23 protein-coding genes are annotated in these 21,763 nt (G+C 61.7%); 2 read left to right on the top strand and 21 right to left on the bottom strand.

Going from position 1 to position 21,763, the window contains the following annotated elements:
• Nucleotides 1-17: 17 nt before the first annotated feature.
• The 19 genes from yajC to ABDK11_RS10510 form a co-directional block, all read right to left on the bottom strand.
• Nucleotides 18-350 (bottom strand): preprotein translocase subunit YajC, encoded by a 333-nt coding sequence (gene yajC, locus ABDK11_RS10420; protein ID WP_346836444.1) that lies wholly within the window; start codon nt 348-350, stop codon nt 18-20.
• A gap of 117 nt (nt 351-467) precedes the next feature.
• Entirely contained in the window at nt 468-914 is a 447-nt protein-coding gene (locus tag ABDK11_RS10425) for a helix-turn-helix domain-containing protein (RefSeq protein WP_091511814.1), read from the bottom strand.
• Nucleotides 915-1,358: 444 nt separating this feature from the next.
• Nucleotides 1,359-1,835, bottom strand: coding sequence for a thioredoxin-dependent thiol peroxidase (bcp, locus tag ABDK11_RS10430; protein WP_346836445.1), 477 nt, complete (start codon nt 1,833-1,835; stop codon nt 1,359-1,361).
• Between the two features lie 213 nt (nt 1,836-2,048).
• Complete coding sequence (locus ABDK11_RS10435) at nt 2,049-2,570, bottom strand: DUF2244 domain-containing protein (protein ID WP_346836446.1); 522 nt, start codon at nt 2,568-2,570, stop codon at nt 2,049-2,051.
• A gap of 192 nt (nt 2,571-2,762) precedes the next feature.
• Complete coding sequence (locus ABDK11_RS10440; RefSeq protein ID WP_346836447.1) at nt 2,763-3,743, bottom strand: malate dehydrogenase; 981 nt, start codon at nt 3,741-3,743, stop codon at nt 2,763-2,765.
• A gap of 104 nt (nt 3,744-3,847) precedes the next feature.
• Complete coding sequence (locus tag ABDK11_RS10445; protein WP_346840194.1) at nt 3,848-4,471, bottom strand: dUTP diphosphatase; 624 nt, start codon at nt 4,469-4,471, stop codon at nt 3,848-3,850.
• Between the two features lie 28 nt (nt 4,472-4,499).
• Nucleotides 4,500-5,276: a TatD family hydrolase gene (locus ABDK11_RS10450; protein ID WP_346836448.1), complete on the bottom strand. Its 777-nt coding sequence runs from the start codon at nt 5,274-5,276 to the stop codon at nt 4,500-4,502.
• 8 nt (nt 5,277-5,284) lie between these two features.
• Nucleotides 5,285-5,638, bottom strand: coding sequence for a PilZ domain-containing protein (locus ABDK11_RS10455; RefSeq protein WP_346836449.1), 354 nt, complete (start codon nt 5,636-5,638; stop codon nt 5,285-5,287).
• A 577-nt stretch (nt 5,639-6,215) separates the two neighbouring features.
• A complete protein-coding gene (locus tag ABDK11_RS10460) occupies nt 6,216-7,235 on the bottom strand; it encodes a DNA polymerase III subunit delta' (RefSeq protein WP_346836450.1) in 1,020 nt (339 codons plus the stop codon).
• 46 nt (nt 7,236-7,281) lie between these two features.
• Complete coding sequence (tmk, locus tag ABDK11_RS10465; RefSeq protein ID WP_346836451.1) at nt 7,282-7,917, bottom strand: dTMP kinase; 636 nt, start codon at nt 7,915-7,917, stop codon at nt 7,282-7,284.
• Nucleotides 7,904-8,983, bottom strand: a complete 1,080-nt coding sequence (gene mltG, locus ABDK11_RS10470; protein WP_346836452.1) for an endolytic transglycosylase MltG — start codon at nt 8,981-8,983, stop codon at nt 7,904-7,906. Before mltG ends, tmk begins: the two co-directional genes overlap by 14 nt.
• Entirely contained in the window at nt 8,980-9,750 is a 771-nt protein-coding gene (locus ABDK11_RS10475) for an aminotransferase class IV (protein WP_346836453.1), read from the bottom strand. The genes mltG and ABDK11_RS10475 overlap by 4 nt, the downstream gene beginning before the upstream one ends.
• 37 nt (nt 9,751-9,787) lie before the next feature.
• Nucleotides 9,788-11,029, bottom strand: a complete 1,242-nt coding sequence (gene fabF / locus ABDK11_RS10480; protein ID WP_346836454.1) for a beta-ketoacyl-ACP synthase II — start codon at nt 11,027-11,029, stop codon at nt 9,788-9,790.
• A gap of 187 nt (nt 11,030-11,216) precedes the next feature.
• On the bottom strand, nt 11,217-11,453 hold the full coding sequence (acpP, locus tag ABDK11_RS10485) for an acyl carrier protein (protein ID WP_067080870.1): 237 nt from the start codon (nt 11,451-11,453) through the stop codon (nt 11,217-11,219).
• A gap of 227 nt (nt 11,454-11,680) precedes the next feature.
• Nucleotides 11,681-12,436, bottom strand: a complete 756-nt coding sequence (gene fabG / locus ABDK11_RS10490) for a 3-oxoacyl-ACP reductase FabG (protein WP_346836455.1) — start codon at nt 12,434-12,436, stop codon at nt 11,681-11,683.
• A 39-nt stretch (nt 12,437-12,475) separates the two neighbouring features.
• Nucleotides 12,476-13,420: an ACP S-malonyltransferase gene (gene fabD, locus ABDK11_RS10495; RefSeq protein ID WP_346836456.1), complete on the bottom strand. Its 945-nt coding sequence runs from the start codon at nt 13,418-13,420 to the stop codon at nt 12,476-12,478.
• A 49-nt stretch (nt 13,421-13,469) separates the two neighbouring features.
• Complete coding sequence (gene plsX / locus ABDK11_RS10500) at nt 13,470-14,486, bottom strand: phosphate acyltransferase PlsX (protein ID WP_346836457.1); 1,017 nt, start codon at nt 14,484-14,486, stop codon at nt 13,470-13,472.
• Between the two features lie 3 nt (nt 14,487-14,489).
• Nucleotides 14,490-14,681: a 50S ribosomal protein L32 gene (gene rpmF / locus ABDK11_RS10505; protein ID WP_237065110.1), complete on the bottom strand. Its 192-nt coding sequence runs from the start codon at nt 14,679-14,681 to the stop codon at nt 14,490-14,492.
• Between the two features lie 91 nt (nt 14,682-14,772).
• Nucleotides 14,773-15,303, bottom strand: a complete 531-nt coding sequence (locus ABDK11_RS10510; protein ID WP_346836458.1) for a YceD family protein — start codon at nt 15,301-15,303, stop codon at nt 14,773-14,775.
• Between the two features lie 107 nt (nt 15,304-15,410).
• Between ABDK11_RS10510 and ABDK11_RS10515 the strand changes: the two genes are divergently transcribed.
• Nucleotides 15,411-16,001, top strand: a complete 591-nt coding sequence (locus tag ABDK11_RS10515) for a Maf family nucleotide pyrophosphatase (protein ID WP_346836459.1) — start codon at nt 15,411-15,413, stop codon at nt 15,999-16,001.
• On the opposite strand, the gene ABDK11_RS10520 is transcribed toward ABDK11_RS10515, so the two are convergent.
• Nucleotides 16,002-16,646, bottom strand: a complete 645-nt coding sequence (locus tag ABDK11_RS10520) for an HAD-IA family hydrolase (protein ID WP_346836460.1) — start codon at nt 16,644-16,646, stop codon at nt 16,002-16,004.
• A gap of 30 nt (nt 16,647-16,676) precedes the next feature.
• Nucleotides 16,677-17,690: a 23S rRNA pseudouridine(955/2504/2580) synthase RluC gene (gene rluC / locus ABDK11_RS10525; RefSeq protein ID WP_346836461.1), complete on the bottom strand. Its 1,014-nt coding sequence runs from the start codon at nt 17,688-17,690 to the stop codon at nt 16,677-16,679.
• Between the two features lie 841 nt (nt 17,691-18,531).
• Between rluC and rne the strand changes: the two genes are divergently transcribed.
• A complete protein-coding gene (gene rne, locus ABDK11_RS10530) occupies nt 18,532-21,606 on the top strand; it encodes a ribonuclease E (protein WP_346836462.1) in 3,075 nt (1,024 codons plus the stop codon).
• Nucleotides 21,607-21,763 lie beyond the last annotated feature (157 nt).

The raw sequence follows: 21,763 nt of genomic DNA on the forward strand, positions 1-21,763 counted from the left end.
TTGGGACACGCAGAAGATCAGACCTTCTTGATCGTACCTTTCGGCAGAATCGCGTGTACCGCCACCTTCTGGAACTTCAGCGACATGTTGTCGGCCACTTCCAGCACGATGTAGTCGTCGTCCACCTTCTCGACACGACCCAGCATACCGCTGGTCATGACCACTTCATCCCCTTTTTTCAGGGCACCGACCAGATCCTGGTGCTCTTTCTGGCGCTTGCGTTGCGGGCGAATAATAAAAAACCACATAAACGCAAACAGGCCGGCGAACATCAGCAGGGTCACCAGCGGGCTACCCTGGGGTGTCGGGGCCGCGTCTTGCGCCATTGCAGCGGGAATAAAGAAGCTCATGCAAATCCTCGAAGAGTCAGCTTGTTAAATTGCCGCCAACTCTAACGGGTTTGAACTGCAGAGGCAACGTATCGGCGCCGGGAACGCCTATACCCGGCGACGCTGATTCCCACCGGATCAGAACCGCTGGCGCACCTGGCGGCGATAGCCGGTCGGCGACATACCAGTCCAGCGCTTGAAGGCACTGGTAAAGCTGGTTCGGTCAGAGAAATCCAGAATCCGGGAGATGCCATCCACACTGAGCGCGGTATCCTTGAGGAAGTGCACCGCATGGCGGAAGCGCACATGGTCCCGCAACGAGGCGAAACTCAAGTTGTGCTCCTGCAGCCGGCGCTGCAATGTGCGGGTGGACATGCTGAGATCGGAAGCGACCGGCCGGATGGCCAGCGATGCTTTGCCGATTCGCTGCTCCAGGACATCAATGACCCGCGCGGCGATCCCGAAACTGGTGGCTTCTGGTGGTGCCAGAAGCTGATCCAGAATATTCGGATCCCCGGACAACCGGGCTTGTTGTAGTGGCTTATCTTCAGAGAGCGAAGTTTGGTCTGGCTGAATATGGTTCATTGAGCTGCTCCTTTTTCGTTCCGTGAGCCGCAGTTATTGTTCTAATGTCCGCGTCCTGCGAACCCCTTTTGCCTCAACCTGCCCCGTATTTTTGTTTAGGGCGGGCTACTACCCGGGTGCCGGGTTGCGCCTGAAACAGACACCGAATCTTCACAGAGCTGTATAAATATTAAACTAAACGCTCCGGCAACATCTCTTTAACGCTAGACTCCGGTACCGGCGCACCTTTCCTTCACATAACGCAGTATAGACCATGAAATCAGAACGCAAGGGGCGACAGTCGATTTTTTTTGGCCCTGTCACAAAAGACAGTTTTGCGCCAAAGTGGTACTTAAATACCGCCTAGATGAGCGCTGAGAATGGTTTGGGCGAGATGAGTTGGCAGGAGGCGACGGGTATGGCACGAAGGGCGCCACACCCGGCAACCGGGGAGGTAGGTGGGCGTCAGAGCAGGTTTTCATCGATCCAGTGAAGCACGTCATCGTGGTGGGTCTTGGTTTTGACCTTGTCGATAATATGGCGCAGCCGGCCATTCTTATCGATGATGAAGGTAGTGCGTAACAGGCCCATATACTCGCGGCCCATAAACTTCTTCAGGCCCCAACAGCCGTACTTGTCGGCAATTTTGTGCTCCTCATCGGCGAGCAGGTCGAAATTGAGCTCGTGCTTTTCGATGAACTTCTGCAATTTGGCCTCGGGATCCGGGCTGACACCCAGCACCACGGTATCGCGCTGGGCAAACTCTGCGGCGCTGTCGCGAATGCCGCAGGCCTGGGTGGTGCAGCCCGGGGTCAGCGCCTTGGGATAGAAATAGAGCACCACATTGTTGCGATCGCGAAAGTCTTTCAGCGAAACCTTCTCGCCACCCTGGTTGCGCAAAGTGAAGGCCGGCGCCAGATTGCCGATCTTGGGAAATGCCATGGAAACCCCCTGTTGGACTGGGCAATAACTTGCTAAGCGGAATTCGGCGTGGATTATAGCGAAAAGCAGGCAGCGCCCGAAGCCACCAGTCCGGTCTTGGCGGCAAGGCCCAGCCCTCGGACCCGGCTCCCGGGCAACTGGCGATGCCGGATACCGCTACCCTGCACCAAGCCGGCCGCCTCGAATCAATGAAAGGTATTTGTCTGCCGCGGGTCAGAACGCCCGCAGCTGGTAACCCCGTTCTTTACGGGCACAGATACCGCAGTCGTTCAGCTTGTGCACCAGGTCAGCGCGTTCGGCGTCGGTGAGAAAATCACCGACTTCCAGACACCCTTCCGGCCCCGCGAAGCTGACCGAAGCAGGTTCCGTGGCGCTGCCACCAAGGCGCACCAGTACCGCAAGGCTGTCGCGGGAGAACTCCTGATGATAGATACTCTGCTGCCGGTGCCCCTTGCAACAGTCCAGCAACACCCGCTCGCCGCTGATGCGTATCACCTCCCGGCGCGTGCTTTCCAGGTACACATAGCCGAAAAGTACCGCCAACAACAGCGCCTCCAGTCCGGCAAACGGCAGAATCATCCAGGCCCCGGCCAGCGCAAAAGCGAGGCTGATGCCGAGAGACACGGCCACCAGTGAGACAAAAACCCACAGGTTGCCTGAAAACGACAGGGATTGGTTGGGTTGCAGCAGGATGCAGGCGCTGCGTGAGGAGACACGGCCGACTTCGGTAACCATAGTGACGAATCCGGGTACATCTTGCCCTCAGTGTAGCATCGCGCCACTCAAGCCAGTATCTGCCCGTTCACGGCCAAAAGCCGGCCCCCGGCCCCGTCCGCTGGCACACCAACCGGACCGTACCCGGGGCACAAAAAAACCCGCACCGAAGTGCGGGTTTTACGCTCGCGCGGTAAAGCGGCGAGGCGGCGATTACGGCAGCAGGTGCGCTACGGCATCGCGCTCTTCCGCCAGCTCCTTCTCGGTAGCCGCCATCTTCTCGCGAGAGAAATCATTGATGTCGACGCCCTGGACGATTTGCCAATCGCCATTCTTGCAGGTGCAGGGGAAAGAGTAGATCAGGCCTTCCTGGATACCGTAGGAACCGTCGCTGTAGATGCCCATGCTGGTCCAGTCGCCCTCGGCAGTGCCCAGCGCCCAGTCGCGCATATGGTCGATGGCGGCGTTGGCAGCGGAAGCGGCAGAGGACGCACCGCGAGCCTTGATAATGGCTGCGCCGCGCTGCTGTACGGTGGGGATGAAGTCGTTCTCGTACCAGTCCTGTTCCACCTTGTCCATCGCGTTGGCGCCGGCAACCTTGACCTGGTGCAGATCCGGGTACTGGGTGGAGGAATGGTTGCCCCAGATGGTCATGTGCGTAATGTCATTGACACTGGAGTCGGTCTTGTTGGCCAGTTGTGACAGCGCGCGGTTGTGGTCCAGGCGGGTCATGGCGGTGAAGTTGCGCGGATCCAGATCCGGCGCGTTGCGCTGGGCGATCAGCGCATTGGTGTTGGCCGGGTTGCCTACAACCAATACCTTTACGTTGCGAGAGGCAACATCGTTCAGCGCCTTACCCTGGGCGGAGAAGATAGCGGCGTTGGCTTCCAGCAGATCCTTGCGCTCCATACCCGGGCCACGCGGGCGGGCACCGACCAGCAGTGCATACTCGGCATCTTTGAACGCGACAGTAGCGTCGTCGGACTGAACGATTCCGGCCAGCAGCGGGAAGGCACAGTCTTCCAGTTCCATGGCAACGCCCTTCAGCGCTTCCAGGGCCGGAGTGATTTCCAGCAGCTGCAGGATAACCGGTTGATCTTTACCCAGCATTTCGCCGGAAGCGATACGGAACAGCAGCGAATAGCTGATCTGACCGGCGGCGCCGGTAACAGCAACACGAACAGGTGCTTTCACGATAGTTCTCCCTCGTTTGTAAGCGGCCCGCATTATAGAGATTTACGGGCAAATTTCACCCCGTAGCGGCTTCAGACCAAAGTCGCAGGGCGCTGTGAGGATTTTCAGGCGTCGGCAGTTTCGCGGTAGCGACCGGCCAGAGCACGGTAAACCTCGCCACTGTAATCCGCTGCAGCGCTGTCCAGCTGGGCGCAGATTTCCGCCAGGTGCTCATTGTCTTCCCTGCCCTGCCAGATTTTTACATAGCTACCGTCCTGGTAACCGTTATCCTGGCGAAAGCGGTTCAGCACATTTTTGCCCACGTAACGCTGGTACAGCTCATCAAACGTCATCCCTGTGTCCGCCAGTAACTGGGCGAAGCCCACCAGATCGAATTGCTTGCTGGCCAGGGTGTTGAGGGTGAATTGCTCGAGGTCCGCGCGGAAATCGCCGGGGATGCGCTGCGTGCCGGTGAGCTCCGCACGCATCAGCGCGGCAGCCTCTTCCGGACTGCCCTGCTGCAGTTCCAGGCTGAGCCCGAAATGCCAGATATCCACCAGCTCCAGCTTGACCTGGTCCATATCCGGCTGTTGCTTTTTCCACCATTTCCAGCCGAAATGATCCAGTAACTCAGCGCTCTCGACCCAGATGGCCCGATACCAGGGAAAGTTCTGGCCGCGCCAGTTATCGTTGACCAGCGTATTGATCTCATCCTGCAGCGCCAGCATGGTCTGCAATTGTTGTTGCATCATCGGAGATTTAATCCTGTCGGCGGGCTCAGGCAGCCCGCGGGAAGAGTCGGTAAAAGTTTTCTGTGGTGATCTCGGCCAGCTGCTCGTAAGGAATACCGCGCAGGTCGGCGATAAATTCCGCTACATCGCGCACATAGGCCGGAATATTGGGTTTGCCCCGGTAAGGTACCGGTGCCAGATAGGGGGAGTCCGTTTCCACCAGCAGGCGATCCAGCGGCAGCTTACGCGCGACATCACGCAGCTCCTCTGCCTTCTTGAACGTCACGATACCGGACAGCGATATATAGTAATTCAGGTCCAGCGCAGCCCGGGCCATATCCCAGCTCTCGGTAAAACAGTGCAGCACCCCAGCGTGTTCTGTACTACCGTGCTCGCGGATCAGATCGATGGTATCTGCACGCGCATCACGCGTATGCACGATCACCGGCAGGCCCGCGCGGCCGGCCGCCTGCAGGTGCGCGCTGAAACTCTGCCGCTGTACGTCTTTGGTTTCAGTGCTGTAGTAGTAATCGAGCCCGGTTTCGCCGAGCGCAACCACCTTCGGCCGAGCGGCCAGCTCCAGCAGCTTGTCGACATCCGCAAGCCCCGAATCCACATCGAGAGGATGCACGCCCACGGAGCAGACGACGTCGTCATAGCGCCCGGCCAGCTCCACCACGCGATCGACATTTTCCAGACTGATACCGACGCACAGGAACTGGCCGACGCCGCGGCTGCGGGCCAGGTCCAGCACCGCATCCAGGTCGCCATCAAATTTGTCGAGTTTCAATCGGTCGAGGTGACAGTGGCTATCTACAAGCATTCCAACAACTACAGCGTGTGAGTGGGTCGGCTCGATTCCAGCGAACCGGCCAGATAGGTTTCAATTTTACTCTGGGCGACATTGTCCTTGTCGCTGAACTGGACGCCGATCCCCGGAGTACGGTTGCCCTGGGCACCGCCCGGAGTCGTCCACACCACCTTGCCGGCTACCGGTACCTTGTCCGGCTCGTCCATCAGGTTCAGCAACAGGAACACCTCGTCCCCCAGGTTGTAGGACTTGTCGGTACTGATAAACAGGCCGCCGTTTTTCACAAACGGCATATAGGCCGCGTACAGCACTGATTTATCCTGAATCTTCAGCGAAAGGATACCGTTGCGGGCACCGCCTCCCATGGCTTTCATGGCCGAACCTCGTTGTTCTCGTTTGAGCGTAACTTATCTGAGCGTACTGGTTGTGTCCAGAATTCCAAGAGCTCGGGAAGGAATACCGTAACCCGACGTGAAGGCTCGGCGGCCGTGCTCTCTATCGGACCTGCGGCGACCCGGCCAGCAGAAAGCGTGAATTAGCCCAAGCTACGAAGTTCAATTCAAACAGGCACGCACAAGCCGGGGCCGGATATGCCTTTCCGGGACCGTCGGAGGCACGGATGCCGACGCCGAGCGTACACGGACGTATTCACAGCGTGTCCCGGAAAGGCATATCCGGTCCGGGCGCCCCGATTCGAAGCCAGGGTCGCAATCATCCCCCTGAGCGTTTTCACTTAGCTGTTTCGTCGCTAGCAGCCTTCCCTGGGGCTCCGCCCGGCCCAGCCAGTCGGGCCGCTCCAGGCATTCACGGCGCCTTCGGCCCTTGGCCGGCCGCGAAGTTGTACAGCGAGCAGTGCCAGTTAGATAACTCGTCGCTAGCAGCCATCCCTGGAACTCAGCCCGGTCCGGCCATCCTTGGCCGGCCGCGAAGTTGTACAGCGAGCGTTGCTCGCTAAGCGTACAACTTCGCCCAGCGGATCATGAGTTCTTCTATCAGCAGGCGCTTGTTCGGGTTGGCGCCGCCGACGAGGGCCTGGCGGGCCTGCAGCAGGTGGTCATAGAAGGCAAACAGCGGCCTCAGCGCCGCCTCCTCCCCGCCCGGCAAGCGCTGCAGCAGTGCCATGATGTGTGGATCGGCGGTCAGGTCACAGCTACGCGCACGCAGCATCTGCGCCAGCCAGTGCTGCCAGAACGTCAGCAGCTGACTCAAATCCGACCCTTCCGGCGGCGCCTCCCAGCGCCCCGCAACCATCACCGCGCTGGCTTCAGCGGAGGCCAGCGCGGTCAGGTCGGAGAGAAACTGCGCACGCGTTTCGCTCGCCTGGGGATCCGCCAGCTGCAGCGCCCGCAGCGGCGTACCGCCGGCCAGCAGCAGTGCGCGGTCCGCGGCGGTTTCATCCAGTCCACTCTCCTGCAGCCAGCGCAGCGCCACCGGGCGCTGCGGCGGCGGAAAGGAGACGGATTGGCAACGACTGCGAATTGTCGGCAGCAGCCCTGCCGGCGCATCGGTAATCAGCAGAAAGATGACCGCCGCCGACGGTTCCTCGAGGTTTTTCAGCAGCGCATTGGCGGCATTAACGTTCATCGACTCCGCCGGCGCGAGCCACACCAGGCGCGCGCCCTCGCGGCCGCTGGTCCGACTGACAAACCCACCCAGATCGCGAATCTGCTGGACTTTCAGCGGAGCGCCGGGCTTTTCCGGCTCCACCCGCAGAAAATCCGGGTGAGAACCCGCCTGCCACAGGCGGCAACCGCGGCAGCCACCGCAGGCCAGGCCGTCGCGGGGCTGCTCACACAGCGCCAGTGCCGCGAACGCCTCCGCAAATCGGCGTTTGCCCAGCCCCTCGGGCCCACTCAGCAACAAAGCATGCGGGCAGCGGCCGGCGCGCCACTGGGCACCCAGGCGCTGCCACTGCTCACGCTGCCAGGGCAGCGGCGACGGGATGGTCGGTGAATCGGGAGCTTCGGACACTTGCTTTTGATCTTCCATTATCCGCAGAAACGGCCGGCGGCCGTCGCTACAGGAGTTGTTCCAGTTCTAGGCGCAGCTGATGCTGCACTTGATCCAGCGGGCGGCTGGCATCGATCACGGCGTAATTGGCTGGCGACGCTTCCGCGCGCGCCAGATAGGCACTGCGTACACGCTTGAAAAACGCCTGCTGTTCACTTTCGAACCGATCTGCCGCGCCGGTGCTGGCGGCCCGTTGCAGACCGATCTCCGGATCCAGGTCGAGCAACAGCACCCGGTCAGGGCGCAAAGCACCCTGCACCGTCTCCTCCAGCTGGGCGATCAGCGAACCATCCAGCTGGCGACCACCGCCCTGGTAGGCATAGGTAGCATCGGTAAAGCGGTCGCAAATGACCCAATCACCCCGTGCCAGCGCCGGTTCGATGACCCGCGCCAGGTGCTGGGCGCGGGCGGCGAAAACCATTAACAGCTCCGCGGTGGGATCGACGGGCTCTTCCCGGCGCTCCAGCAACAGCTCGCGCAACTCCTCCGCCAGCGGCGTACCCCCGGGTTCGCGGGTCTGCACGAAGTCGATACCCTGCTCGCGCAGCCAGTCGGTGATGAAACGCAGGTTGGTGGACTTGCCCACTCCTTCGCCGCCCTCGAGCGTGATAAATTTTCCGCGCTGCAAATCAATTCTCTCCATTGGCGGTCGGACTCGAGCGATAGTCGCTGCGACGGCGCAGCTGAAACTCGCGCACCGCGCGATTGTGTTCCGCGAGGGTCGCCGAGAAATGGTGCGAACCATCGCCCTTGCCGACGAAATAGAGGCTGTCCCCGGCCGCCGGATGCAGTGCCGCGTGAATCGCCTCACGACCCGGCAGCGCAATCGGCGTCGGCGGCAGGCCCCGGTTCACGTAGGTGTTGTATGGCGTGGGCTTACGCAGGTGGGCACGGGTCAGGTTACCGTCAAAACTGGCGCCCAGGCCGTAGATGACTGTCGGATCTGTCTGCAGGCGCATGCCCTTGTCGAGGCGGCGCACGAAGACGCCGGCAATGACGCTGCGCTCGGATGGCTGACCGGTTTCCTTTTCCACTAGCGAAGCCATGATCAGTGCCTGATACGAAGATGTGTACGGCAAGGCATCGGCACGCTGCTGCCATTCCTCGTCGAGTACTTTTTCCATGCGCTTGTGCGCCTGGCGCAACAGGTCGATATCGCTGGTACCCGAGCGATAAATGTAGGTATCCGGGAAAATCCAGCCCTCGGGGCTGTGGTCGTCGAATCCGAGCGCGCGGGCGGCACTGTCCGCTGACGCGCCGGCCTTGGTGCGGACAATATTGCGCCCGGCGCGCACCTGCGCCAGCGCCTGGCGAAAAGTCCAGCCTTCCACCAGCGTGAGCCGGTAGCGGGTGACATCACCGCGATACAGGCGCGAAACCAGGTCCATGGCGTTGCTGCCGCGGGGCAACAGGTACTCGCCGGCGTGAATCGCTGTCTCGCCGCGCCAGTAGGCGTAGGCCAGCACCAGTCGCGGCCAGCGCACTACCCCCTGGGATTCGAGTTCGCGCAGGGTGCGGGACAGCCCATCTCCACTGCCAACCTCGAAACGCAGGCCGTCATCGCCCACCGCAAGCGGGCGCACCAGCGCGGTCTGTGCGGTCCACAACAACCCCACTGAAACGACCGCCAACAGCAGCAGTCCACCCAGGAGGTAGCGCCAGACCGGCTTCTTTTTCACTTTCGCGGCTTTCGCCCGTTTCTTCTTCACCACAACTCTTCCGCAATCAACTGCTGTAACCGGCGCGTCTGCGGCCCCACCGCCCAGCGGCGCTCACCAAGCAACTCCACTACCGGCAGAACACCGCGCACACTGTTGCACAGGGCGACCTCATCCGCCGCAAGCAAGGCCTGCCATTGGACATCGACACCGGCCAGCGATATCCGTGCCCCCAGCCAGTCGCGCATCACGCCGCGCACACCACAGCGACTCAGGTCCGGCGTCAACCAGCGGTTGCCGCGGTACAGCAACAGGTTACAGCGCAGACTCTCGATCGCGCGCCCACTGTCATCCCGCAGCAGGCCGTCACAGCGATCCAGCTGGGGCAGCTCGCCCTTGGCGCGATTATATCCCGCGCGCTGCAGCGATTTGCAGCCCGGGTTGGCAGTTTCGGACGCGAGCAGGCGGGTCTCGCAGGGGAATAGCCGCACGCCGAGAGTCAGCTCCGGCGTCGGCTCCAGCGGCGTCAGCGCCAGGTCCCAGTGCGATTGACCCTCCAGCAGGCCCAAGCGCAAGCGCAGCTTGGCGGCTTCGGCCGGGCAGTCGCGCGCGATGGCCGATACAGCGGCTTCAATCGTGTCGAGGGTGGCGGAATCGATCTGGCCGCTGCGTTCGAGCCGCGCGCGGTGCAACGGCCACAGCGGCACGCGCCCGCGCTGGCAGCGCATGGTTTCCAGCAGGCCGCCGCTATAGGCGGCGTCCGCAGGCAGGGAGGGGACGGGGGCGCCGTCGGCATGAAATTGCGGGAGAGTCGACATGACACGCGCGCGCGGCCCGCTACGCGGGCCACAGCACTCAGACCCGCTTGAAGATCAGCGAGCCATTGGTGCCGCCAAAACCAAAGGAGTTGGACAGTACCGCGTCGATGCTCATCTGCTGCGCATCCCCCGGCACCAGGTTGATATCGCCGCAGGCCTCGTCCGGGTTTTCCAGGTTGATGGTCGGCGGTGCCACCTGTTCGCGCAGCGCCAACACCGAGAATATTGCCTCGATAGCACCGGCGGCGCCCAGCAGGTGGCCGGTCATGGACTTGGTGGAGCTGACCGCAAGCTTGTCGGCCGCCGCGCCAAACACCGAGCGCACCGCGGCAATTTCGGCCTTGTCGCCAAGTGGCGTGGAAGTCCCGTGGGCATTGATGTACTGGATATCGTCAGCCCCCAGACCTGCGTCGCCCAGCGCATTGCGCATGGACAGCGCGGCACCGGCGCCATCTTCCGGCGGCGAAGTCATGTGGTGGGCATCGCCGCTCATGCCGAAACCGGTCAGCTCGGCATAGATCTTGGCACCGCGCGCTACAGCGCGCTCGTATTCCTCGAGCACCAGCACGCCGGCACCCTCGCCCAGCACGAAGCCGTCGCGATCGCGGTCCCACGGGCGGCTGGCGCGCTGCGGATCGTCGTTGCGGGTGGACAGTGCGCGAGCGGCGCAGAAGCCACCGAGACCTACCGGGGTGGTAACCATCTCGGCACCGCCACACACCATCACGTCGGCATCGCCGTACTGAATCGTGCGCAACCCGAGCCCGATGGCATGGGTACCGGTGGTACAGGCGGTAGTGGTCGAAAGGTTGGGCCCTTTCATTCCATATTTAATCGACAGGTTGCCGGCAACCATATTGATAATGGCGCCCGGCACAAAGAAGGGGGATACGCGGCGCGGACCTTTCTCCGCAATCAGCAGGGCATTCTCTTCGATCGCGGCAATGCCGCCCATACCGGAGCCGATACAGGCGCCGATACGATGCGCATCGCTGTCGCTGACTTCCAGACCGCTGTCGCGCATTGCCTGGATCCCGGCGACCATGCCGTACTGCAGAAACTGGTCCATCTTGCGCGCTTCCTTCGCCGGCATATAAGGCGTCGGATCGAAATTCTTGACGGTAGCAGCGAAGCGGGTGGAAAACGCCGAGACATCGAAAGTATCAATCGGCGCCGCGCCACTGGTACCGGAAAGCACACCGGACCAATTCTCTTCCAGGGTGTTGCCCAGCGGCCCCACCATACCCATTCCGGTTACGACAACTCTTCTACGCGACACTCGTATTCCCCCGAAATTCATTCATGCACCACCCTGCCCCGCACAACTCGACGCAGTGCAATGCGGTGGTCATATTTTGCCAAACGCTAATAAAAGGAAAGCCGCACTATGCAACATAGAACGGCTTTCTCAGTACTTCAGGCAGCGGCGCAGATGGCGATCCGCCGCCTAGACTACCCAGCGGGAATTAACCAAGGTTTTCCTTGATGTAATCGATGGCCAGCTGAACAGTGGTGATTTTCTCGGCTTCCTCGTCGGGAATTTCGGTTTCGAATTCCTCTTCCAGAGCCATGACCAACTCAACTGTGTCGAGGGAGTCCGCGCCCAGATCTTCAACAAATGAGGCTTCAGGCTTAACGTCTTCTTCCTTCACGCCCAGTTGTTCAGCAACGATCTTCTTAACGCGCTCTTCAATGCTGCTCATGATTCAATTTAACTCCTAGTGGATAAAAATCTGTTGTAGTCGTTATTGTAATTTCGCTGTTGTGCGATTCGCGCAAATAACGACCGGCTCACACAGCTTCTGGTTAATGCGAGGCGGCATTGTACCCCAACTTTTTCGGGATGTAATGCGCAGCTGCCAAAAGGCATCAATCAGAAGCAAAAACTTATAAAAATCAAACAGTTATGACGAATTTTAAGCGAAATTCATCACGCCATATACATGCCGCCATTCACATGAATGGTCTCGCCAGTCACATAACCACCAGCCTCACCGGCTAAAAATGCGACAACAGAGGCAATCTCTTCCGGCTGACCGAGGCGACCCAGCGGGATCTTGGCCATCAGCGCCTCGCGCTGCGCTTCCGGCAACACCTTGGTCATGTCGGTGTCGATAAAGCCAGGCGCCACCGTATTGACGGTAATGCCGCGAGAGCCGACCTCCGCCGCCAGCGAGCGACCAAACCCGGCCACGCCAGCCTTGGTGGCCGCATAATTGCTCTGACCGGCATTGCCCATACTGCCGACCACGGAGCTGATATTGACGATCCGGCCCCAGCGAGCCTTGGTCATATCCCGCAGGCAGGCTTTGGTGACGCGGTAGACCGCCGACAGGTTGGTCTCGATGACCGAATTCCACTCGTCGTCCTTCATGCGCATCAACAGGTTGTCCTTGGTGATGCCCGCATTGTTAACGAGGATAGTCGGCGCGCCAAACTCGGCTTTGCACGCCTCCAGCAACGCGGCCAGGCTGTCGGCGCTGGTCACGTCGAGTACCTTTCCGGCACCCTTGATGCCCTTTTCGGCAAAGCGCGCGCTGATTTTCTCGGCGCCGCTGTCGCTGGTGGCGGTACCGATCACGGTGGCGCCCAGTGCGCCCAGGGTATCGGCGATGGCGGCACCGATACCGCGGCTGGCACCGGTTACCAGCGCCACCTTGTCCTGCAGGGAAGTTGTCAAAGTCATGGCTACTCCAGTAATTCCCGGTCCTGCACCGGGTTGATATTATTCTGCGGCGGCAATCAGCGCTTCTTTAAGCTGCGCCGGAGCCTCGATGTTAAAGGTACTCAGGCCGCGATCGATGCGCTTGGCAAGACCGGCGAGCACCTTGCCCGGACCACACTCGAGCAACCGCTCGACCCCTTCGGCGGCCATCGCCTGCACGCATGCGGTCCAGCGCACCGGGCTGTAGATCTGCTCGATCATCAGCTGCTTGATCGCTTCCGGATTCGCCTCGTGACGCGCATGCACATTGTGGATCACGGGGATTTCCGGCACATGGAATGTGGTCGCTTCAATCTGCGGTGCCAGTTTCTCGGCCGCAGGGCGCATCAGCTCGGTATGGAACGGCGCGCTGACCGGCAGGGGCATGGCGCGCTTGGCACCGGTGGCCTTGCAGGCGTCGATGGCGCGCGCTACGGCGGCACTGCTGCCGGCAATGACCACCTGTCCGGGAGAGTTATAGTTCACTGCGGCAACCACTCCACCCTCGGCAGCATCGGCACAGGCCTTTTCCACGGCGGCGTCATCGAGACCGATGACGGCGGCCATGGCGCCCTCACCCGCGGGTACCGCCTCTTGCATCAGGCGACCGCGCTCGCGCACCAGGCGCACGCCATCGGCAAAAGCCAGGGTGCCGGCGCAGACCAGCGCCGACCACTCACCCAGGCTGTGCCCCGCCATCCGCGCCGGGTGCACACCACCATTGGCACACCAGGCGCGGTACAGCGCCACACTGGCAGTCAGCAGCAGCGGCTGGGTACGTTCAGTCAGGTTGATATCGGCCTGCTCGCCGTTCTGGCACAGGTCCCAGAGGTCGTAGCCGAGCACTTCGGAAGCCTCGGCAAATGTAGCGTGAATTTCGGGGAACGCGGCCGCGGCATCCGCCAGCATACCAATCTGCTGGGAGCCCTGGCCGGGAAAGACAAATGCGAGCCTTGCATTGGTCATGGCACTTCCTTAAACCTGGTTGGTGTTGCGGGGTCGCTCGAGCGACGCGTCAGACCTGCTGCGCCATGGCGCTGGCCAGCCTGTGGGCCAGGTCGGCCTCGGCACACTCTTTGGCAGTGATCATGGCACGGTAAAACGCTTCGCTGCTGGCACCGCCGTGGCTTTTGACCACGTTGCCTCTGACCCCTAAAAAACTGGCGCCATTATAGCGAGCGGGTTCTACCTGTGTACGCCATTTTCGCAACAGCTTTATGGCTAACTGGCCAAAAAAGCGCTTGATGGAGCCCTTTGCCTCGATCGTGAACGCCTTTTGACCCATTAGTCGAATGACGCCTTCGGCAGTCTTGATGGCGACATTACCCATCAGCCCGTCACAGACAACGACATCCACGACCCCGGTAAAGATATCGTGCCCCTCGACGAATCCCACGTAATCGATTGCCGTATCCGCTTCGAGCAGCTCGCCCGCGCGACGGATCTCCTCAGTTCCCTTGTGTGGCTCCGCACCGATATTGAGCAGCGCCACCCGGAGCTTGCCGCTACCGGTGTGCACGCGCTGGGCCTCGATACCCATGCGCGCGAACTGCAGCAGATCCTCTGCGCTGCAATCGGTATTGGCGCCGAGATCCAGCAGAAAACAACTTCCCCTTTCCGTGGGCACCGATTTGCCCAGCGCCGGGCGCCGTACGCCGGGGATATTGCCGAGAAGGCTGCGACTCAGGGCCAGCAGGGCGCCGGTATTCCCGGACGTGACCATCGCCTGGGCCTTACCGCTGGCGACAGCCTGCAGGGCACAAGCCATGGAGGACTCGCGCTTGCGACGGAGGGCGTGTAACGGGTTGCAGCTCTGGGTCACTACCTGCTCGCAGGGAGCGAGCTCAAGCCTGGATTTCAGCTCCGGGTGCCGCTCGGCGTCGATCAGGGGCTGGAGCTGGGAGTGCGGGCCGTAGAGGGTCAGCTCCGCTTGGGGGAAACGCTGTAAAAATCTGATACAGGCCGGAACGACAGAGCGGGGACCTAAGTCCCCGCCCATCGCATCCACGGCCAATCGTAATTGGCTGGACAAAGCTTACTCTTCTTCAGAGCCGCCGACTTCGATCACTTTGCGACCGCGGTAAAAACCGTCTTTGGTCACGTGGTGACGACGGTGTTTTTCACCGGTAGTCGGATCTACGGACAGAGCCGCACCAGCGCCCAGGGCGTCGTGAGAGCGACGCATACCGCGACGGGAACGGGTCTTTTTGTTTTGTTGAACAGCCATGGCTTGCTCCTAAAGTAACCAAATGACACTGGAACCGGGGCGCCTACCGGCGAGCCCAAACTCCCCGGGCATATCCGACCAAAGAGAGGCCTTACGATTTACCCGAAGAACCCTTTAACTGTTCCAGCACTTTAAAGGGGTTTTCCTGCTGCTCCTCCGCCGACTCGACTTCCTCTCCCGAATGGAAGTGCTCGCGGGCGACGCACTCCTCATCGTGATAGGCAACCATGGGCAGATTGAGCAAAATCTCATCTTCCAGCACTTCGTACAGGTTGAGCTCATCGCCCGCCTGCACGATCGGGTCCAAATCCTTGGGCAATGCCTTGCCCCGCTCTTCAGACCAGACGATACCCCACCGGAAAGTCCCGTCGACCTGCGCCGGCATCGGCTGCAAACAGCGCTGGCACAACAGCTGCACCGCGCATTGCACCCGTCCGTCGACGGTCGCGTGACCCTGCAGATCCCGCCCGAAGGTGAGCTCTGCGCGGACTTCCCCGCTAATCGACTCTACGGCCGCGGGCAACCGCTCCAGCTGATCTACAGCGAGAACGCCGTCCAGGTACTGCTCGCGCTGCACCAGTTTGCGTGCATCGACGCGCTTGGGAATTGGGGGGTTCGACATAAGCGCGCAATTCTATGGACAAGCCATACCCTTGTCAAAACAAATCAACCGCCGCAATATCACCCGTGGCGGCCGCCTTTTTTACCATCCCTGACGGAACCGCAAATATGCCCCGCAATTTGATTCTAGCCTCCAGCTCCCCTTACCGGAGAGCGCTGCTCGAGCAGCTACAACTACCCTTCAGCTGCGCCTCCCCCCATATAAATGAAGAAGCATTGGCCGGCGAGACACCGCCGGGTACAGCACAGCGCCTTGCCGCCGCCAAGGCGCAGGCACTGGCCGACCGGTTCCCGGACGCACTGATTATCGGCTCCGACCAGGTGGCCGAGTGTGAAGGCCATGCCCTGGGCAAGCCCGGTGGCTTTGACCGCGCACTCACCCAACTGCAGGCCTGCTCCGGACACCGGGTCAACTTCTACACCGGCGTCAGCGTACTCGACACCGCCAGCGGCGAGCAGCGCACCGAGCTGGAAATTTTCAGTGTGCACTTTCGCCAGCTTGGCGAAGCGGAGATTCGCGCCTACGTGGAGCGGGAAAAGCCCTACGATTGCGCCGGTTCGTTTAAGGTGGAGGGACTGGGGATTGCTTTATTCGAAAAAATGGAAGGATCTGACGTCAATGCCCTGATAGGTCTCCCACTAATCCGAACGCTTGAGCTGCTGCGCGCATTCGGTGTCGACCCGCTCCGCCCCAGCTGATCACGCCACCAGCGGCGGCCACTGCAGCAGCTCGGGAAAACGGTCGATGATTGCGCGGGGTTTTACCGTCGCCAGGCGCTCCGGATGGTGTACACCGTAACTGACCGCCACCGAGGCCATTCCGGCGGCAGTGGCCATCTCCAGATCATATACCGTATCGCCAACCATGACGGCGTCTTCGACCGCGCAGCCGGTTTCCTGCAGCAATTCATTCAGCATCAGCGGATCGGGCTTGGACGCCGTCTCATCAGCGCAGCGGCTGGCAACGAAGAGACCGCCGAGCCCATGGTCGACAAACTCGCGATTGAGTCCGCGACGGCTCTTGCCGGTAGCCACTGCCAGCTGGTGCCCCTTACTCAGCAGCTGGTCCAGGGTTGCCACCACCCCATCAAACAGCGGCAGCGGCTCGGCGCGGGCGGCCAGCCACTCCTCGGAATAGAGGTCGCCGAGCTGCCGGCGCTGATCGCTGGCGGCCTCCGGGAACAAGTTTGCGATCGCCTCAGGCAGGCCCAGACCGATGATATCGCCGACCGCTTCCGGCGCCAGAACCGGCAGGCCAACCCGCTCGGCGGCGCGTTGCATACAGGAGACAATGCGCGCCTCGGAATTGCATACAGTGCCATCCCAATCGAGGATCACCAACATGTCAAACTCTCTCCACTACTTCTTACCCGGTTACCCGTCGCGCAACGCCTGCAGCACCGCCTGAAGCTCCGCGGGCAGCGGCGCCTCCACTTCCACCTGGTCGCCATCGGGCAGCGTGCAGCTCACCCTCTGTGAATGCAGGAATAGCCGTTTCAGCCCTCGCGCACGGAATTCGCGGTTTACCTCATCCGGCGCGTATTTCGGATCCCCGGCCAGGGGGCAACCGATAAACTGTGCGTGAACACGGATCTGATGGGTGCGGCCGGTCACCGGCTCCGCCGCCATCAGGGTCGCACCGCGGAAGCGCTCCAGCACACGGAAACGGGTCTCCGAGGGCTTGCCCTCCGGATTGACCGAGACCATGCGCTCGCCGCTTTTCAGCGTATTCTTGCGCAGCGGCGCCTCCACCACCCGATGGCCACGAGGCCACTTGCCCGCCGCCAGCGCGAGGTAGGACTTGCCGACGCGGCCGGCGCGCAGCTCCGCTTGCACATGCAGCAGAACCGCCCGCTTGCGCGCCACCATGATCGCGCCACTGGTGTCTCTGTCGAGCCGGTGAACCAGCTCGATAAAGGGGCTCTGCGGGAACATCTGCCGCAGCACTTCGATCAACCCCAGCCGCACGCCGCTGCCGCCATGCACAGCCAGCCCCGCCGGCTTATTGACCACCAACAGGCCGCGCTCATCATAGAGTATGGATTCTTCCACCAGCTTGCGCAGCTGGTCACCGACCACCGGCGCGGGCGCCTGCGCGGGCGAGCGCACCGGCGGCACGCGCACCACATCACCGGCCTGCAACTTGTACTCCGCCTTGACCCGCCCCTTGTTCACACGCACTTCACCCTTGCGCAGAATGCGATAGACGCGCGAGCGCGGCACACCCTTGAGGCGCGCCTGCAGGAAATTATCAATGCGCTGACCGGCGAGTTCTGCCGGTACGCTGAGAAACTGTACGCCGCCGTCGGGATTCCAGCGGTCGGATGGGGCGGCCGTGGCGGCCGAATCGGCTGCAGGAGCCGATTTAGAGGGGGGCTTACTTCGCATGGCGCGCATGATACCGCCGCCCCCGCCGCAATTGAAGCGCTTCGCCACCCATGCTATATTCGGCGAGCCTGAATTGGGCTGGTTTTCGGCCGCGGGCGGCTCCCAAGGGAGTGACAGCCACGGTTCCAGAGAAAATACCGCCAATCGGCCAGTGCGCACCGCTTCGTCAACAGATCGGCCGCGTCATTGAATAAACTTCGCCGACTAGGTCTGCCCCCAGAATTACGGGCGCCTCGCCGGCCACAAACTTCCCGCTCAACGCGGGTATTTATCGCGAAGGTAAGACGGGCTGAAGCCCGCAGCGCTTGACAGGACAACTCAAACATTTACGTCCCTCTCTGCTAGAGAGCCAGCGACCGCACTGGCAAGCCCGGGCAGCCCAAATTCGGCGCCCCGGCCATAACACAGACAAACTGAAGGGGGATCGGCCAAAAGCCGACCGCAGCAGAGCTGACTGGAGACGTAAACCTCGCCACCCATTCGACTCATTAATGAAGGGTGGCGCCCGATTTGATCGCGCCCAACGCGGACGCTAGAGCGAAAACGCTCTAGAAGTCGAACGCCAAAAGCGCGCTACCAATCGGGTGGTACTACATAAAAAGTACTAAAGGATAAAAGGTGCTTTCACCGGCACCAGCGGAAAGCGTGGCTCACTGCACGCTTCCGGAGTTACCGCAGTGTGACAAACGGGTAGAAGTCCGGCCGCTCCGCCAGTTCGCGGGTGATCGAGGTTCCCCGCCGGTCCCTGCCTGCCCCGCGGCCATTATCGCGCGGCAACCGCACAGCAAGCCTGCGACTTCAGTGTCTGGCCTTCGCGCAAACGCAAGGATACAAGACACGCATGAAGAGAATGCTAATCAACGCAACTCAACCGGAAGAGTTGCGCGTTGCCCTGGTCGACGGACAGTGGCTTTACGACCTGGACATTGAAAACCGCACCCGCCAGCAAAAAAAGGCCAACATCTACAAGGGTAAAATCACCCGCGTAGAGCCCTCCCTCGAAGCCGCTTTCGTCGATTACGGTGAAGAGCGCCACGGCTTCCTGCCGCTGAAAGAAATCTCCCGCGAGTATTTCAACAAACAGCCCAAAGATATCGATGGTCGCATCAAGATCAAGGATGTGGTCAAAGAGGGCATGGAAGTTATTGTCCAGGTAGATAAAGAGGAGCGCGGCAATAAAGGTGCGGCACTGACCACTTTTATCAGCCTCGCCGGTCGCTACCTGGTATTGATGCCCAACAACCCTCGCGCTGGCGGCATTTCCCGCCGCATTGAGGGCGACGAGCGCTCCCAGCTGCGCGACGCCCTGTCCGGTGTCGAAGTGCCATCCGGCATGGGCATTATCGTACGTACCGCCGGTGTTGGCCGCAGCGGTGAAGAACTGCAGTGGGACCTCAACTACCTGCTGCAGCTGTGGGACGCCATCAAGACGGAGGCGGACACCTCCAAGGCCCCGCACTTCCTGTTCCAGGAAAGCAACGTCATCATCCGCGCGATCCGCGACTACATGCGCGACGATATCGGCGAAGTCATCGTCGACGACAAGGGCGCCTATCAGCTGGCAGCGGAGTTCGCGCGCCAGGTAATGCCGCACTACGTCAGCAAGGTAAAGTACTACGAAGACGCCATTCCGCTCTTCAACCGCTACCAGATCGAAAGCCAGATCGAGACCGCCTTCGAGCGCGAAGTGAAACTGCCCTCCGGCGGCTCCATTGTGATCGACGTCACCGAGGCGCTGATCTCCATCGACATCAACTCCTCCCGCGCCACCAAGGGCGGCGACATCGAGGAGACAGCACGCAACATCAACCTCGAAGCCGCCGACGAGATCGCCCGCCAGCTGCGCCTGCGCGATATGGGTGGCCTGGTGGTCATCGACTTCATCGACATGCAGAACAAGGGCAACCAGCGCGAAGTGGAAAAGCGCATGGAGAAAGCCCTCGGCATGGACCGCGCGCGCGTACAGATCGGCCGCATCTCCCGCTTCGGCCTGCTGGAGATGTCCCGCCAGCGCCTGCGTCCCTCCCTGGGCGAAACGACCTTCCGCGTCTGCCCGCGCTGTAGTGGCCAGGGCACCATCCGCGGCACCAAATCCCTGTCGCTGTCGATCCTGCGCCTGGTGGAAGAGGAAGCCAAGAAGGAGCGCAGTGCAGAGATTCGCGCAATCACCCCGGTGAACGTTGCCACCTATCTGCTCAACGAAAAGCGCAAGGCCATCTCCAACATCGAGTCGCGCAACAACACCCGCGTGGTGGTGGTGCCCAATGCCGATCTGGAGACGCCGCACTTCGAAGTCCAGCGTCTGCGTGACGATGACTCCGCGACCCTGGAAACCTCCTACAAGATTTCCGGCTCCATCGAAGAGAGCGCTGCCCGGGAAGAGGAAGAGCCGGTGCGCGCGCCTGCCCAGCCCGCAGTGCAACAGATTGCCCACACCGCCCCCGCGCCCACGCCTGCGGAAAAACCGGCCCCCCCGGGCCTGTTCACTCGCCTGATCGGCGCCATTGCCAGCCTGTTCGAGGGCGAAAGCGAAGAAGACAAGAAGAAAAAGCACAAGAAAGCCAACGGCCGCGGCAAGAACTACCAGAAGCAGCGCTCCCGCAGTCAGCAGCGCGGCAATCGCGGTAACCGTGGCAGCCGCCCTGCCCGCCGCAAGGACGAGCGTCGCGAGGACGTCAAACGCGAAGAAGCAAAGCGTGAAGACACCAAGCGCGAGGCCAAACGCGATGAGCGTGAAGCCAAGCGCGAAGATCGCGAAGCCAAACGCGAAGAGGCGCAGCCAACCGGAGAGCGCAGCCAACGCCGCCGCCGTCGCCGCCGTGGTGGCGAGGGTCGCCGCCGTCGCGAGGAACAGCAGGCCACAGCGACTGAAACCTCTGCAGAAAGCGCCCAGCCCGCCCAGGTCGAGAGTGAGGCGGCGGAGCAGCCGACGCAACAGGATGAGCAACGCCCGGCGCGCCGCCCCAACAACGTGCGCGGTCGCCCGCAGCCCCGTCGCCGCGGCCGCCGCGGTGAAAATGCCGCAGCTGCAGCCGTCGCCCAGGGCCAGGAAGAGCTGGAACGCGAAGTCAATGAAGCCATTGACGAAGCCGAGAGCGAAACCAAGGGTCGCGGCCACAAAGAGCAGCCTGCAAAACAGCCCGAGGTGAAAGCCGAAGCCGAGACGAAGGTCGAAACTCCGGTCGCCAAGGCTGAGGCCAGCGAAGCAGCGGACAAGCGCGAACACAAGCCGGTGGAAAAAAGCCAGGCTCCGACCGAGCGCACCGAGAAGAAGCCCGCGGCAGCGCAACCTGCGGTAGTGGAAAAAGCGGAGCAAGCCCCTGCCCCGCAGGCCCAGCCGAAAGCGGAAGCCCCGGTAGAAGCAGTGCCGGTTCAGGAGGCCAAGGTTCAGCAACCCGAACTTCAGGAGACCGAGGTTCAGGTAACTGCCGAGGCACAACAGGCTCCCGTACAAGAGCCCGCCGAAGCCGAGCAAAAGCCGCAGGAAACCACTCCGGCTCCGGCAGTGGAAACCGCACCTGAGGCCGCGCCGGTTAAAGCCGAGCCCGAAGTAGCGACCGCCGCCGAAACCCAGCAAACCGCTGAGGAAGAAGCCCCGGTGGCCGAGGAAGCACTGCCTGCCGAGCCCGAGCAGGCTGCAGAGGCCCCGCAGCCTGCCCCGGCCGCCCCTGCAGCACCGGTAACCCGCGGCCGCGCCGTAAACGATCCGCGTGAAAACCCGCAGCCGCTGCGCGACCTGGAAATCGTCACCGAGCGCCGTGATCTCGGCCTGCTGCACGCGCTGGACACTGCCCAGCCCGCCGCAATCGAGCACCAGCCGCGCGCGCTGACCCGCCCGGCAAACGACCCGCGCGTCGCACGCCGCGTGGAACAGGCTAACGACAGCAGTGACGACGATTCCGCCGCCGCCAGCTGATCGCGCCAACTCCGCACCCGGAACGGCGCCGCCGCTCCGGGTGCGGCACCGGTATCTGAGTGAGACTGTTCAATAATTCATCTAACTTATTGAATCAGTTAAAAAAATTGCTCACACACTTGTACCGGCCAGCACGGCCGGTATAATGCGCCGGACA

The sequence above is a fragment of the Microbulbifer sp. SAOS-129_SWC genome, assembly GCF_039696035.1.
In the GTDB taxonomy this organism is placed as follows: domain Bacteria; phylum Pseudomonadota; class Gammaproteobacteria; order Pseudomonadales; family Cellvibrionaceae; genus Microbulbifer.

Coding starts and splice junctions, on each gene's coding strand:
- yajC (WP_346836444.1), bottom strand. CDS start 350: ATGAGCTTCTTTATTCCCGCTGCAATGGCGCAAGACGCGGCCCCGACA.
- ABDK11_RS10425 (WP_091511814.1), bottom strand. CDS start 914: ATGAACCATATTCAGCCAGACCAAACTTCGCTCTCTGAAGATAAGCCA.
- bcp (WP_346836445.1), bottom strand. CDS start 1,835: ATGGCATTTCCCAAGATCGGCAATCTGGCGCCGGCCTTCACTTTGCGC.
- ABDK11_RS10435 (WP_346836446.1), bottom strand. CDS start 2,570: ATGGTTACCGAAGTCGGCCGTGTCTCCTCACGCAGCGCCTGCATCCTG.
- ABDK11_RS10445 (WP_346840194.1), bottom strand. CDS start 4,471: ATGCAACAACAATTGCAGACCATGCTGGCGCTGCAGGATGAGATCAAT.
- ABDK11_RS10450 (WP_346836448.1), bottom strand. CDS start 5,276: ATGCTTGTAGATAGCCACTGTCACCTCGACCGATTGAAACTCGACAAA.
- ABDK11_RS10455 (WP_346836449.1), bottom strand. CDS start 5,638: ATGAAAGCCATGGGAGGCGGTGCCCGCAACGGTATCCTTTCGCTGAAG.
- tmk (WP_346836451.1), bottom strand. CDS start 7,917: ATGGAGAGAATTGATTTGCAGCGCGGAAAATTTATCACGCTCGAGGGC.
- ABDK11_RS10475 (WP_346836453.1), bottom strand. CDS start 9,750: ATGTCGACTCTCCCGCAATTTCATGCCGACGGCGCCCCCGTCCCCTCC.
- acpP (WP_067080870.1), bottom strand. CDS start 11,453: ATGAGCAGCATTGAAGAGCGCGTTAAGAAGATCGTTGCTGAACAACTG.
- fabG (WP_346836455.1), bottom strand. CDS start 12,436: ATGACTTTGACAACTTCCCTGCAGGACAAGGTGGCGCTGGTAACCGGT.
- fabD (WP_346836456.1), bottom strand. CDS start 13,420: ATGACCAATGCAAGGCTCGCATTTGTCTTTCCCGGCCAGGGCTCCCAG.
- rpmF (WP_237065110.1), bottom strand. CDS start 14,681: ATGGCTGTTCAACAAAACAAAAAGACCCGTTCCCGTCGCGGTATGCGT.
- ABDK11_RS10510 (WP_346836458.1), bottom strand. CDS start 15,303: ATGTCGAACCCCCCAATTCCCAAGCGCGTCGATGCACGCAAACTGGTG.
- ABDK11_RS10515 (WP_346836459.1), top strand. CDS start 15,411: ATGCCCCGCAATTTGATTCTAGCCTCCAGCTCCCCTTACCGGAGAGCG.
- ABDK11_RS10520 (WP_346836460.1), bottom strand. CDS start 16,646: ATGTTGGTGATCCTCGATTGGGATGGCACTGTATGCAATTCCGAGGCG.
- rluC (WP_346836461.1), bottom strand. CDS start 17,690: ATGCGAAGTAAGCCCCCCTCTAAATCGGCTCCTGCAGCCGATTCGGCC.
- rne (WP_346836462.1), top strand. CDS start 18,532: ATGAAGAGAATGCTAATCAACGCAACTCAACCGGAAGAGTTGCGCGTT.